This window comes from Pseudomonas edaphica, assembly GCF_965277385.1.
GTDB classification, from domain to species: Bacteria; Pseudomonadota; Gammaproteobacteria; order Pseudomonadales; family Pseudomonadaceae; genus Aquipseudomonas; species Aquipseudomonas edaphica.
The window spans coordinates 2890779-2904486 of sequence record NZ_OZ255725.1 but is presented as its reverse complement, the minus strand read 5'-3'; the positions used below and the strand labels follow the sequence as shown (position 1 = coordinate 2904486).

Below are 13708 nucleotides of genomic sequence, written 5' to 3'. Positions count from 1 at the left end.
GGCGGTCTCTTGGCGGGTCATTCGTCGTCGGCGCTGTGGCTGGCGCTGTCGGCGAAGTTCAGGCCGTGCTTGCGCAGTTTGTCGTGCAGGGTTTTGCGCGGGATGCCCAGGGCTTCGGCGAGGCTGCGCACCGAGCTGTGGGGGCGGGTCAGCTCGGCGGCGATCAGGCTTTTTTCGAACTGCTCGACCTGATCGCTCAAACCGCCAGAGGTTGACGTCAGCACGCCCGCGGCGGGGTTGTCCGCCGTGGCGTCCAGTGCCAGTTCGAGCCCAAGGGCAAAGCGCTCGGCTGCATTTTGCAGTTCGCGCACATTGCCCGGCCAGCTGTGGCGCAACAGCAGGGCACGTTGGCCCGGTTGCAGCTCGTGCAACGGCAGGCCGTGGCGACTGCTGGCTTCGTCGGCAAAATGCTGGAACAACATCAGTGCGTCTTCACCCCGCTCGCGCAGTGGCGGAATGCGCAGCGGCGCGACGTTGAGACGGTAGTACAAGTCGGCCCTGAAGCGTCCCTGGTCGGCGGACTGGCGCAGGTCTTCCTTGGTGGCGGCGATGATGCGGATATCCAGCGGGATCAGCTGATTGCCACCCAGACGCTCGACCACTCGCTCCTGCAACAAACGCAGCAATTTGACCTGCACATCCAGGCTCATGCTTTCGATTTCATCGAGGAACAGCGTGCCGCCATTGGCGAACTCGAACTTGCCGATGCGGCGTTTCTGCGCGCCGGTAAAGGCGCCCGGCTCATGGCCGAACAGTTCGCTTTCGACCACCGATTCTGCCAGGGCACCGGCGTTTATCGCCACAAAAGGCCCACTGCGGCGGCTCGACAGGTCATGCAGGGCGCGGGCCACCACTTCTTTGCCGGCGCCGGTTTCGCCGAGGATCAACACATCGGCGCGGGTTGCCGCCAGGGCGCCGATCTGCTCGCGCAAGCGCAGCATCTGCGGCGAATGCCCGACCAGGCGCGTGCTCAGTTGCTGGCGATCACTGAGGGCCAGGCGCAGGCTGCGGTTATCCAGCACCAGGCGGCGCAAAGCCAACGCGCGGCGCACGCTGTCGAGCAGGGCATCACTGGCGAACGGTTTTTCGAGGAAGTCATAGGCCCCGGCGCGCATGGCCTGCACCGCCAGCGGCACATCGCCGTGGCCGGTTATCAGCAGCACCGGCAGGTCCGGGTCCTGGCCGTGCAGTTCAGCCAGCAGCTCCAGGCCGTCCATGCCGGGCATGCGGATATCGCTGACCACCACGCCCGGCCAATCGCGGGACAGGCGCGCCGTGAGGCCCGTGGCTTCGCCCAGGGTCAGGACTTTCAGCCCGGCCAGGTCCAGGGTCTGGCACAGAGCCTGACGCAAGTGTGGATCGTCGTCGATCAACACCACCTGGATCTGGTTATCGATACTCATACACTGCGGTCCTCGGACGGTTGCAGACTCACGCCCGGCGAGCCGGCACGCAATTTCAGGGTTAACAGTGCGCCACCTTCCTTGTGGTTGGCGAACAACAATTCGCCGCCAAAGGCACGCATCAAGGTGTCACAGATCGCCAGGCCCAACCCCAAACCCTGGGTGCGGGTCTTGGTGGTGTAGAACGGCTCGCTGGCGCGGCCCAGGGCTTCCATGCAAAAACCTGGGCCGTTGTCGCGAATGTACAGGTTGACGCCCTGTTCGGTGGTTTGGGCACTCAGCCACAGTTTGCGCGGCGGGCCTTTTTCGGTGAGGGCGTCGAGGGCGTTGGCCAGCAGGTTGCCGAGCACCTGGCGCAGGCGGGTTTCGCCGGCTTGCACCCACAAGGTCGCCTCGGGCAAGTCGCGGATCAACTCGACTTCCATCGAGCGCCGCCGTTTGGCCAGCAACGCCAGGGCATCGTCGAGTGCCGGTTGCAGGGCTACGCTTTCCGGGGCGTGGCGGTCGCGGCGGGCGAAGGCGCGCAAGTGCGCGATGATCGAGGCCATGCGCCCGGTCAGTTCGCTGATCAGCTTGAGATTGCCACGGGCGTCGTTGGTACGTTCGTGGTCGAGCAGGATCTCGGCGTTTTCCGCGTAACTGCGGATCGCCGCCAGCGGCTGGTTGAGTTCGTGGCTGATACTCGCCGACATGGTGCCCAGCGCCGACAGCTTGCCGGCCTGCACCAGGTCATCCTGGGCGCGCACCAGTTCCTGCTGGGCGTGCTCACGCTCCAGCACCTCCTGTTTGAGGCGGCGGTTAAGGCCTTCGAGGTCGCTGGTGCGCTCGATCACACGCGCTTCCAGTTCGCGGCGGGCCTTGGCTTCGAAGGCGATGCGCTCCAAGTAGTGGCGACGGCGCTGCATCATCAAACCCAGCAGCAACATCAGCACCAACAGCGTCGCGCCGCCAACGGCCACTACGGTGCGCACCGGGCGATTGATCAGCGAGCGCGGTGCAAGAATTTCCACGGTCCAGCCGGTCTCGGCGATGGCCGTGGATTGGCGCAGCCATGCCGTGGTGCTCAACGCCAGCGGTTGCGGGTCGCGGGTCGGGTAGGGCTGTATGGCGATGATTGCCTGGCGCTCTTGCGCCGTGAGCGGCCGGGTCGCCCGGAATCGCCATTGCGGGCGTGAGGTGAGGATGACCACGCCGTTGTGGTCGGTCACCAGCAGTTGCTCGGGGGTTTTGCCCCATAGACTTTCGGTGTGGTCCAGGTCAACCTTGACCACCAGCACGCCGATTATTTTGGCGCCATCGCGTACAGCGGCGGCGAAGAAGTAGCCGCGTTTGGCCGAGGTGGTGCCCAGGCCGAAAAACCGTCCCAGGCGCCCGGCCATGGCTTCGCTGAAATAGGGCCGGAACGAGAAGTTACGGTCGACAAAACTGTCCTGCTTGTCCCAGTTGGAGGCGGCGAGGGTCTTGCCGGTGGTGTCCATCAGGTACATCACTTCCACCCCGGCCTGGGCGGCAACGTCCTTGAGCAGCAGGTTGGCGTTGGTCAGGTTGGCGCTGACCTGCGGCGCATCCAGCGCGGTGCGCAGGGCCGGCAAGTCACCGAGGATCTGCGGCAGCACTTCATAGCGGTGCAGGGTGCCGAGGAGGTTGGCGACGTACAGGTCGAGGGTCTGACGGTTTTGCCCGGCGAGTTCGCTGCGGTAATAGCGCTCGGCCAGATGCTCCAGCGGCCACAGCAGCGGTGCCAGGCACAACGCCAATAAGGCGAGGCTGCGCCAGCGAGGTCTACGCGGGAGGGGTGGAGTCATGGGAGTCATGCGCCTGTGGGAACAGGCGCATTATGCCTAGGGCCGGCGTGCAAGGCACTCGCCGGTCATGCAAACAGATCGGCGTCTGCCAATGCCTTGCCGTTCTGATCCTTGGCGGACAAGGTCGGTGCGCCCTCAAACTGCCAGTCAGTCTTGAATTCCGGGTCGTCCCAGCGAATACAACGCTCTGCCGAAGGCGTGTAGTAATCGGTGGTTTTGTAGAGGAACTCGGCAGAGTCGCTGAGCACCACAAAACCATGGGGTCGAGGATCAATACTTCGGGCAACTCCGTAGCGATCACACTCATCGGTTGCACTCGCCGGGTGAACAGGTCGTGTGATCAAAACCTTATGCGATCAGGTCTTTTGGGTCGGTATTGCCCAGGCGCTCGCCTTGATAGCTGCCGTCCTGGACCCTGCGGCACCAGTCCAGGTTATCGAGGTACCACTGCACGGTTTTGCGCAGGCCGGTTTCAAAGGTTTCTTCCGGAACCCAGCCCAGCTCGTTTTCGATCTTGCTCGCGTCGATCGCGTAGCGCTGGTCGTGGCCTGGGCGGTCTTTGACGAAGGTGATCAGGTCGGTGAACTTCTCCACACCGGCCGGGCGTTGTGGCGCCAGTTCTTCGAGCAGGCCGCAGATGCCGCGTACCACGTCGATGTTCTTTTGCTCGTTGTGACCGCCGATGTTGTAGGTCTCGCCGACCACACCTTCGGTGACCACTTTCAACAAGGCGCGGGCGTGGTCTTCGACGAACAGCCAGTCGCGGACCTGCAGGCCGTCGCCGTAGACCGGCAGTGGCTTGCCGGCGAGGGCGTTGAGGATGACCAGCGGGATCAGTTTCTCGGGGAAGTGGAACGGCCCGTAGTTGTTTGAGCAGTTGGTCAGCAGCACCGGCAAGCCATAGGTGCGCTGCCAGGCGCGGACCAGGTGGTCGGAGGCGGCTTTACTGGCCGAATACGGCGAGCTGGGTGCGTAAGGCGTGGTTTCGGTGAACAAGTCATCCACGCCGTGGAGGTCGCCGTACACTTCGTCGGTGGAAATATGGTGGAAACGGAACGCGCTCTTGGCCGGTTCTTCCAGGGTCTGCCAATAGGCGCGGGTGGCTTCCAGCAGGCTGTAGGTGCCGACGATGTTGGTCTGGATAAAGTCCGAGGGGCCATCAATGGAACGGTCGACGTGCGACTCGGCGGCCAGGTGCATGATGGCCTGCGGCTCAAAGCGCGCCAGCACGGCGCTGACGGCGGCCTGGTCGATGATGTCGGCCTGCACGAACTCATAGCGGCTGTTGGCGGCGATGCTGGTGAGTGACTCCAGGTTGCCGGCGTAGGTGAGTTTGTCCAGGTTGAGCACTTCGTGCTCGGTGTGTTGAATCAAGTGACGAACCAGGGCAGAACCGATGAAGCCGGCGCCGCCGGTAATGAGAATGCGCATTCAGAGAGCCTTTTTTCCAAGACAGAGATTAAGCCAGAGCATAGCTTGAGTGGCGCAACGGGGCGGCGCAAGCATACTCGGGTGAAGAAGGGTTGCCTTGATCGCCTGCGCGAGTTGGGTTTCCATAACGCAGCGTGGATTTCTTTGTCGACATGTTGTCGAAGGTGCTCGATGAGCAACTATAGGTAGTCGATTGTTATCGACTAAGGCTTGTCATACTTGTCGGCTATGATCTTTTATCACTTCTAAAGCCGATTTTTATCCGTTATAAAGTCGACCTTCACCCCATTCGGAGTCCTGAACGCCATGACCACCCTGCACAGCACACCTCGCGCCGATGGCTTCTACATGCCTGCCGAATGGGCGCCACAAACCCAAACCTGGATGATCTGGCCCGAGCGCCCGGACAACTGGCGCCTGGGCGGCAAGCCGGCGCAGGCGGCTCATGTGGCGGTGGCCAAGGCCATTGCGCGCTTTGAACCGGTGACCGTCGCAGTGTCTGCCGGCCAGTACGAGAACGCCCGTGCGCGCCTGGATGTGCCCAATATCCGCGTGGTGGAAATGTCCAACGACGACGCCTGGGTGCGCGACACCGGCCCGACCTTTGTGATCAATAACAGCGGCGAAGTGCGCGGCGTGAACTGGGATTTCAACGCCTGGGGCGGCTTTGACGGCGGCCTGTATGCGCCGTGGAGCCGCGATTCGCAGGTGGGCGGCAAGATCCTCGAGATCGAACGTGCGCCGCGCTACCGCACCGAAGGCTTCGTGCTGGAAGGCGGTTCGATCCATGTCGACGGCGAAGGCACCGTGATCACCACCGAAGAATGCCTGTTGAACCGCAACCGCAACCCGCATCTGGACCGCGCGGCGATCGAAGCGGTGCTGCGTGACAATTTGGCGGTGGATAAAGTCATCTGGTTGCCGGACGGCCTGTTCAACGACGAAACCGACGGCCATGTGGATAACTTCTGCTGCTACGTGCGCCCTGGCGAAGTGTTGCTGGCCTGGACCGATGACCCGCAAGACCCTAACTACGCGCGCTGCCACGCCGCCATGGCCGTGCTGCAAAGCAGCACGGACGCTAAAGGCCGCCCGTTCACAGTGCATAAAATGCTGATCCCAGGCCCGTTGTACGCCACCGAAGAAGAATGCGCCGGTGTCGATCCGGTAGACGGCTCGCAGGAGCGTAATCCTACTGTGCGCCTGGCGGGCTCCTACGTGAACTTCCTGATCGCTAACGGCGGTATCATCGCGCCAAGCTTCGACGACCCGCTGGACAGCCAGGCCAAAGAGATCCTGCAGAACCTGTTCCCGCAGCACGAAGTGGTGATGGTGCCGGGCCGTGAACTGTTACTGGGCGGCGGCAATATCCATTGCCTGACCCAACAACAGCCGGCACCGCACAAAAACTGAGTGCGGTTGTAACAGCGTTTGAGTGAACGCCGAGCGCTACTTGTTTATAGCGCTTGCAGCAAGCCCGCAGCCTGGCTAGGTTGCGGGCTTTTTTGTGTCCGAATGCCTATAAACACGGGACATTGGCATAGCTCTTGTATCGGTGTTGCCACAGTGTCCCAAGGTGATGACTGCACAGTTCTGTCACAAACCTTGAGTAAGTTAGCCGCTCACGCAGTAGGAGAGAGCGCTGAAATGAATGCCGATATCAACCCGATCTACACGCGCCCGTTCCACCCGACGCGGGTTAGCGGTGATGCCATCCATGCGCTGGCGCTATGGTTGAAGGCAAACGGCTCGCGACAGGTGAGGCAGCAACAGCCTGATGTGCGCAGTGTCATGAGTGAGCGCTACCCGGCGGGGTTGTTCAGTGAGGATGAGCTGCTGGCGTTGTGCGAACTACTGAAAACCTGAAGAACACCTGAAGAACACCAAGATCAACTGTGGGAGCTGGCTTGCCTGCGATGGCGTTCTGTCAGTCAGCGGCTTTCCAGCAGACACACCGCTTTCGCAGGCAAGCCAGCTCCCACACTGACCGAGTGAAATTTAGAAGTTGTAGGTGCCTGTTGCCCGCAGGCTCGCTGAGCTAGCGCAAAAACTGAAGACCACTGAGATCAATAGTGGGAGCTGGCTTGCCTGCGAAGGCATTCTGTCAGCCAGCGACTTTCCAGCATATACACCGCTTTCGCAGGCAAGCCAGCTCCCACATTGACCGAGTGAAACTTAGAAATTGTAGGTGCCTGTCACTACCAGGCTACGTGGCTCGCCCGGTTGGATCTGCGCTGCACTGGTGGCCGAGGCGTAGTAGTTTTTGTCCGCGATGTTGTTCAGCGCCGCACGCACGTCCCATTCTTTCTGGCGGAACCCGGCCAGTGCATCCCAGCGGCCGTAACCAGGCAGCACCACAGTGTTGAGGTTGTCGGCGTAACGGTCGCCCACCAGCGTCAGGCCGGTTTCTGCGTACCAACCCATCTCCGGTTTCCAGGTGATAAACAGGCTGGCGTTACGCTTGGCGACGTCGCTGATGCGTTTGCCTTCAAAGCCGTTGTTGTCCTTCACCACCTTGGCATCCTGCAGGCCGATGCCGCCGCGTACATACCAGTTGCCGACGACTTTGCCGGTGGCGGTCAGCTCCACGCCGCGTGAGCGTTGCTCGCCGGTGAGCAGGGTGATGGTGCGGTCCAGTGGGTCGCTGGTGCGGCGGTTGTAGAGCTCCAACTCGTACACGGCCAGGGTGGTGCTCAGACGGTCGTCGAGCCAGTCGCTTTTAACCCCGATTTCCTTTTGCTTGGTCAGCTCGGGGCTCAGGTCGTTGACGGCGCCTGCAGCATTGGGGGTGATGCCGATCAAGCCGCCGCCGGCCGGCGAGAAGGTTTTGCTCCATGAGGCATAGAACGAGTGGTGTTCCAGCGGCGTCCAGACCAGGCCGATGCGCGGGCTGGTGCTGTGGCTGTCGACCGCCTGCTGGGTGTTGAGCAGCTTGCTGGTGGTGTCCACTTCAAAGTGGTCGTAACGCAGGCCGGCCAGCACTTGCCATTGATCGTTGAGGCGCAATTGGTCCTGCACGTAAAGGGCGCGGCTTTCGACTTCGGTGTGGTTGTTGCTGGAAACACTCATGCGCCCGGTGTGGCTCAAGTGGCGGTCGGGCTGGTTGAGGTCCAGGCTCGGCACGGCCTGGCCGCCACGGTTGGTGGCGGTGGCGCTGTACAACTTTGGATCACGGCGCTGGCTGCCCAGCTCCAGGCCGGTGAGCAGGCGGTGCTCCAGGCCGAAAGTGTCGAACCCGCCTTCCAGCTCAAGGTTGTTGAACACGTTGCGGGTGTTCAGGTCTTGTTGCCAGCGCTGGCGCGAGACTTTGTTGGTTTTTGGGTCGTAGCCGACCTGGTAGGTGTTGTCGAAATCGCTGTCGAGCTTGAACACGCCGAGGGTGTGGCGCAGCTGCCAGTTGGCGTTGAGTTCATAAGCCAGCTTGGAGCGCAGGGACTGGGATTTGTCGTCGATGTAATCGCGGCTATCGAAGTAGGTCGTGCTGCGGCTCACATCGGCCGGGCGGCCGTTGACCCCGGGAATGCCACGGTCCGGCGTGCGGTTGTAACGGCTGTATTCGTATTGCACCAGCCAGTTCAGGTCCGGCGTCAGTTGCCAGCTCATCGACGGCGCGAACAACTGACGATTGCCGCTCACACCGTCGCGAAAGCTGTTGTTGTCCTGGTTGCCCATGTTCAGGCGCAGGCTGATGTTATCCGTTGGGTCGGTGCTGAGGTCGGCATACAGGCTGCGCAGATCCTGGCTGCCGCCTTGGGCTTCGATGCTGGAGGTGTGGCCCGCCTGGGGCAGTTTGCTCACGCGGTTGACGATCCCGCCCTGGCCGCCGCGCCCGTACAACACGGCGGCCGGGCCTTTGAGCACTTCGATGCGCTCGATGTTATGCAGGTCGCGCACGTACTGGCTGTCGTCGCGGATGCCGTCCAGGTAGAAGTCATTGCTCGCGTCAAAACCCCGGATACGCAGGCTGTCGAAGCGCGTATCGGCGCCGCTGCTGACGTTGGGAATGCCGCTTAACGCCTGCCCCAGGTCGTTGGTGCCGTAGGAACGCAGGCTTTCGGTTTTAACCGAGTCGATGGCCTGGGGCACGTAACGCACCGAGGTGGCAGTACGGGTGGCGGTGTTGGTCTCCTTGACGCGCGGGTCGTCTTCGTCGGCTTCGGCGCTCACCGACGTTTCGGGCAAGACCGTGGCGGCACAGGCGAAACCGGCAGACAGCAAAACAGAAAGCCCAAAAGTGATGGGCGTCAGGCGAGAGGCAGGCATGGGAAGTCGATCCAAAAGTGTTGGAAAAAGGAAAGTGCGCGAATGGTAATGCTTTGCATTTGCGCAGGTTATCTATTCCCAAACATACCCTCGTCAAAAATGTTACATAATGTGTTTTCTTGACGAATCAGACGATTTTTCAGGCTCGAGCGAGGGCCTTGGAATGCACCGCTTAGAATTATTTCGCCTAAATACAGACGATTCACGAAATTGACACATAGTTCAACGCGCGCATAGGATTGCGCCCAACGCCTGTGGCTCACCGCCATGACTCATCCAATAAAAAAAGGCCCGCGGCAGTTCAGTCGTCCGCGGGCCTTGTTTTTTCTGGAGGAAGTCGACACCAGAAAAGCGACACGGAGCCTGGTGTCACAGCGCGTACTCAACCAGTAATAAGGAATATAAGAAATGTTGAAGCAACGGATGAGTCTGATCGCTCTGGGGATTTTGAGCGCATCGACAGCAATGGCTAACGACCAGGAGCAATCCAAGGGTTTCGTGGACGACAGCCACCTGAACATCGCAGCACGTAACGCCTACATCAGCCGTGACTACAAAAACGGCAAGCAAGACAAAGCCGAATGGGGCCAGGGCTTCATCGGCAAGTTCGAATCCGGCTTCACCCAAGGCACCGTCGGTGTGGGTGTGGACGTGATCGGCCAATACGCTATTCGCCTGGACGGTGGTAAAGGTCGCAGCGGCGCTGGCGGTATCGACTTCTTCAAGCAAGGCGACAGCGGCGAAGCCGCCAACGACCTGGCCAAGGGCGGCGCTGCCGTGAAGTTCCGTGTCTCCAACACTGTACTCAAGTACGGTGACCAGATGCCGGCTGTGCCTGTGCTGCAGTACGACAACTCCCGTCTGTTGTCGGAAACCTACACCGGTACTTCGATCGTTTCCAAAGAGATCGCCGGCCTGCAACTGGACGCCGGTCACTTCACCAAGGAAGCTCGCAAGAGCGCCGAAGGTTCTGACAGTGGCGCGCTGAAAAGCATCGACTACATCGGTGGTAGCTACAAATTCACCGAAAGCCTGTCGGCCGCGTTGTACGCCTCCAACATGCAGGACGTGCTGAAGAAGCAATACGTCAACGTCAACTACGTGCTGGCCCTGCCAGAAAAGCAATCGTTGACCTTTGACTTCAACGGCTACAAAACCAAGCTGGACCGCAGCTTCGCCCTGGAAAACCAAGGTGATGCGGACGCCCGCGACAACAAAATCTGGAGCCTGGGCGCTACCTGGGCTGTTGGCCCGCACAGCTTCACCCTCGCTCACCAGCGCAGCACCGGTGACACCGGCTACCTGTACGGCGGCTACCGCAACGCTGGCGGTATCGGCGACGGCGGCAATACCATCTTGCTGGCCAACTCCTACTGGTCCGACTTCAACGGCAAGGACGAGCGCTCCTGGCAAGCAGGCTACGGCCTGGATTTCAGCGCCTTCGGCGTGCCTGGCCTGACCTACAACATCGCTTACGTGCGCGGCACCAACATTGACGACGGTTCCAACCGTGGCAGTGGCACCGAGCGTGAAATCTTCAACCAGTTCAAATATGTCGTTCAAAGCGGCCCAGCCAAAGACCTGAGCCTGCGCGCTCGTGCGTCGTGGTTGCGCGTCTCCAGCAACGCCAGCAACTACAACGTAGGCGGTAACGAAATCCGTCTGTTCGCCGACTACCCGATCAACGTTTTCTAATTGATCGCACGTCGCGCCTGATGCCAGGCGATAAAAAACCCCGACTGGTTCGGGGTTTTTTTATGCCTTTGGATCAGCGACGGTGATCGTTCCCACGCTCTGCGTGGGAACGCCTCTAGGGACGCTCCGCGTCCCGCCGTCAACGATCAAGGGTAGTTTTTTATCAGTTTTGCGGACGCCAGCGGGAGGCGTCCAATCGTGTAGAAGTACCGCGGGAACTTGTTACACCACATCACTAATGTAGTACTCAAACCCCCATTTATCTCGACTCAGCGCACGCCTAAATTGACCCCACTGCCGGCCCATCACCCCGATGCCCGCCCATTGGAGCCATCACCATGCCCTTCGTCAGCCTGCGCATCACCCGTGACGGCGTGACCCCTGAGCAAAAAGCCCAGGTCATCGCCGAGTTCACCGAAACCCTCGAACGCGTGCTCAACAAGCGCCCGGACCTGACCCACATCGTCATCGAAGAAATCGACACCGATAACTGGGGCTACGCCGGCATCACCACCACCGAATACCGCACATCCCAAGCCCTTACCGGAGAAACACAATGAGCAAAGTCGTGATCATTACCGGTGCCTCCCAAGGCATCGGCGCCGCCGTGGTTCAAGCCTACCGCGCCCTCGATTACCGCGTGGTGGCCACCTCGCGTTCGATCCAGCCATCCACCGACCCGAACATCCTCACGGTGCCCGGCGACATCGCCGACCCGGCCACCGCCCAGCGCGTCATCCGCGAAGCCCTGGCCGCCTTCGGGCGCGTCGACAGCCTGATCAACAACGCCGGCATCTTCATCGCCAAACCCTTCACCGCCTACGCCCAGGACGATTACGCCAACGTGCTGGCAGTGAACCTCAACGGCTTTTTCTACATCACCCAACTGGCCATCGCCGAGATGGAAAAGCACGGCGCCGGCCACGTCGTCAATGTGACCACCAGCCTGGTCGATCACGCCATCGACGGCGTGCCTTCGGTACTCGCCAGCCTCACCAAAGGCGGGCTGAACGCCGCGACCAAATCCCTGGCGATTGAATACGCCAAACGCGGCATTCGAGTGAACGCGGTAAGCCCGGGCATCATCAAGACGCCGATGCATGGCGAAGACTCCCACGCTGCATTGGGGCAACTGCACCCGGTAGGGCGTATGGGCGAAGTGAGTGATATTGCCCAGGCGATCACCTACCTGGAAAGCGCCGGGTTTGTCACCGGTGAGATCCTGCATGTGGACGGCGGGCAAAGCGCCGGGCACTGACACGCTGACGCGCCTGGCCTAACCCGGCCGGGAGTGGTCATCCCGTGGCGAGCGCCCGAAAAAGCCCTTATAGGCCCGGCTGAACGCGGCCTCGGACTCATAACCAATCGCAAAACCCACCTCGCCGATGCGCCTTCCTGCTGGGCCGGCGTTGCATGAATAGCCCTTAGCGCCCGAGCGATACGCACATCCGACAAGCAAGCGCTTCTATGTGGGAGCCGGGCTGAGCTGCGACAGCGCCCGCCCGGCGAGCCCATTTACCGCTTACTGCTCAGCATTACAGGGCGACGCCAACACCTTCACCACATCATCAATCACCGCCTTGCTCATCTCCTGCAAATAATGCGACGCCCAGGCATAACGGTCCGTCTCCTTCGTCATCGCCGCATCCTCTGCGAGCAACTTGGCGACGTGAAGCAAATCGGAAACGTGGTGCAAGGCTTCATGCAGGGAAACACCGCTGTTGACGCGGAACAGAGGTTGGTCGGAGTGAAAGGAGAAAGGGGTGACGCCGAGGGTGGTGAGTGCGGGTGGGTTTGTTGCGGTCATTGGTGGAACTCCCATATTGAGTGAGAGCAACACGTTCGTTGTGACAACGAATGCGTGGCGCTAGTGGCGCCTGCATCAAATCGGGTTCTCAGGCCCGGTCGCTGGGTGGTAGCGACGGGGGAAGGTTAGCTTGGTGAGGGGTGGGGAGCAATCGGGAAAATTGATGGGTTGTTTTCTCGGTCGGTTGAGGCGGTTCGAATAGGTGGCTGGTGAAATTATTGGTTTTATGAGGGCGGCATAATTATTGGCTAGCCATAATTATGAATTAAACCTGGGAGGCGGGGTGAGGGTGGCTTTTGGTGGTCCGGTGGGTTTGGAGAATACGTCTCCCGGGGCTGACGTTGAGCTGAGCAAGGCATCATAGAAGTCGAGATTTGGACTGAGGCAAGCAGCCCGAGATTTTAAGTGTGGACACTTTTTGGGTATTTCGGCCAAAACAGTGATCTGACTTTTTGCGGTTTCCCAAACCTCAGAAACCACAAAGCCCCGCATTGCGGGGCTTTGAGATATGGTGCCGGCACCAGGAGTCGAACCCGGGACCTACTGATTACAAGTCAGTTGCTCTACCAACTGAGCTATACCGGCGTGTTAGGGCGACGATTATAGCGATTGCCAAGCTTCTGTAAACCCCTGAATTCTGACTATTTTTGCAGAAACCAAGGTTTTTTTACGCTCGCTGCTTTTTCTTACCCTCGGGAGCCTTAAATCCGACTCAATTGCCGTCGCCACACTGGTCGGTAAATTTCATGTACGTCAACACCTGCGTCTCGCCGTTAGAGTCCAGGTAGGTCATGCGCGCGTTCACCACGCCGCATCCCGAGCGGGTGTCTTCGGTGGTCGACAGCACCCGTTGAATATCCGGCTTTTGACTTGCCTCGGCATGGGCGGTGAAGGTCAGGCCAAGCAGGCTGGCGGCGATTAGGGTTTTCCAGTTGTTGGTGTTCATGGTGTTGGCCTCTGAGGTGCAGTGGTGGGGTGAGGCCATTGAATGCCGGGGAGGTATCCGGGCTGTGTCGCGCAGGGCGGGTTTTGTTTCGTTGTGTATGGCGTGTGGATCTATGTACTTGTTGATACGAACGGCGAGCTTGTATTGGTTAAAAAACACACAGTGATCGCGTCGTGCGTTGTTTTATAGGTGTATATCTCCTGGCAAAAGAACAGCCATAAAAATGGCGTAATGCCGCTCATCTTCAAACCTGGCAGGCGTTGCCCAGGCGCGGGTTTGCCGGCTGGCCACCTTTGGTGAAACCGATGCTGTGCAGCGGCAAAGCCTTAATCGCTGGCGCGGCCAGGACCGGACATTT

Annotated in this window: 11 protein-coding genes, 1 tRNA gene and 1 pseudogene; 5 read left to right on the top strand and 8 right to left on the bottom strand. The window is 60.3% G+C overall.

From position 1 onward, the window contains the following. Positions 1-17: 17 nt before the first annotated feature. The 4 genes and pseudogenes from ACQY47_RS13160 to rfbB form a co-directional block, all read right to left on the bottom strand. On the bottom strand, positions 18-1403 hold the full coding sequence (locus ACQY47_RS13160; protein ID WP_017135387.1) for a sigma-54-dependent transcriptional regulator: 1386 nt from the start codon (positions 1401-1403) through the stop codon (positions 18-20). Further along, positions 1400-3208, bottom strand: a complete 1809-nt coding sequence (locus tag ACQY47_RS13155; protein WP_017135388.1) for a sensor histidine kinase — start codon at positions 3206-3208, stop codon at positions 1400-1402. The genes ACQY47_RS13160 and ACQY47_RS13155 overlap by 4 nt, the downstream gene beginning before the upstream one ends. A gap of 65 nt (positions 3209-3273) precedes the next feature. Further along, positions 3274-3468, bottom strand: a pseudogene (locus ACQY47_RS13150) (dTDP-4-dehydrorhamnose 3,5-epimerase family protein); the annotation flags it as partial. Positions 3469-3556: 88 nt separating this feature from the next. Continuing rightward, positions 3557-4639 (bottom strand): dTDP-glucose 4,6-dehydratase, encoded by a 1083-nt coding sequence (gene rfbB / locus ACQY47_RS13145; protein WP_138450815.1) that lies wholly within the window; start codon positions 4637-4639, stop codon positions 3557-3559. A gap of 306 nt (positions 4640-4945) precedes the next feature. On the opposite strand from rfbB, the gene aguA reads away from it, so the two are divergent. Both aguA and ACQY47_RS13135 read left to right on the top strand, forming a co-directional pair. Further along, positions 4946-6052, top strand: coding sequence for an agmatine deiminase (gene aguA, locus ACQY47_RS13140; protein WP_428557216.1), 1107 nt, complete (start codon positions 4946-4948; stop codon positions 6050-6052). Positions 6053-6286: 234 nt separating this feature from the next. Beyond that, positions 6287-6505: a hypothetical protein gene (locus tag ACQY47_RS13135; RefSeq protein ID WP_017135392.1), complete on the top strand. Its 219-nt coding sequence runs from the start codon at positions 6287-6289 to the stop codon at positions 6503-6505. A 309-nt stretch (positions 6506-6814) separates the two neighbouring features. Here the strand turns inward: ACQY47_RS13135 and ACQY47_RS13130 are convergent, their stop codons facing one another. Continuing rightward, positions 6815-8902 carry a TonB-dependent receptor gene (locus tag ACQY47_RS13130; RefSeq protein ID WP_099549511.1) on the bottom strand — a complete coding sequence of 696 codons (2088 nt, stop codon included), beginning with the start codon at positions 8900-8902 and terminating at the stop codon, positions 6815-6817. A gap of 408 nt (positions 8903-9310) precedes the next feature. On the opposite strand from ACQY47_RS13130, the gene ACQY47_RS13125 reads away from it, so the two are divergent. From ACQY47_RS13125 to ACQY47_RS13115, 3 genes are all read left to right on the top strand, one after another. After that, positions 9311-10597 (top strand): OprD family porin, encoded by a 1287-nt coding sequence (locus ACQY47_RS13125; protein WP_056860697.1) that lies wholly within the window; start codon positions 9311-9313, stop codon positions 10595-10597. Positions 10598-10935: 338 nt separating this feature from the next. After that, complete coding sequence (locus ACQY47_RS13120) at positions 10936-11157, top strand: tautomerase family protein (RefSeq protein ID WP_428557215.1); 222 nt, start codon at positions 10936-10938, stop codon at positions 11155-11157. After that, entirely contained in the window at positions 11154-11855 is a 702-nt protein-coding gene (locus tag ACQY47_RS13115) for an SDR family NAD(P)-dependent oxidoreductase (protein ID WP_428557214.1), read from the top strand. The genes ACQY47_RS13120 and ACQY47_RS13115 overlap by 4 nt, the downstream gene beginning before the upstream one ends. A 264-nt stretch (positions 11856-12119) precedes the next feature. Here ACQY47_RS13115 and ACQY47_RS13110 read toward each other — a convergent pair whose 3' ends face one another. From ACQY47_RS13110 to ACQY47_RS13100, 3 genes are all read right to left on the bottom strand, one after another. Continuing rightward, the gene (locus ACQY47_RS13110) at positions 12120-12404 is read right to left on the bottom strand and encodes a DUF3077 domain-containing protein (protein WP_068931363.1); all 285 of its coding nucleotides are present in this window, start codon (positions 12402-12404) and stop codon (positions 12120-12122) included. 509 nt (positions 12405-12913) lie between these two features. Then, positions 12914-12989: transfer RNA gene (locus ACQY47_RS13105), tRNA-Thr, on the bottom strand. A 127-nt stretch (positions 12990-13116) separates the two neighbouring features. After that, on the bottom strand, positions 13117-13350 hold the full coding sequence (locus tag ACQY47_RS13100) for a DUF2790 domain-containing protein (protein ID WP_428557213.1): 234 nt from the start codon (positions 13348-13350) through the stop codon (positions 13117-13119). Positions 13351-13708 lie beyond the last annotated feature (358 nt).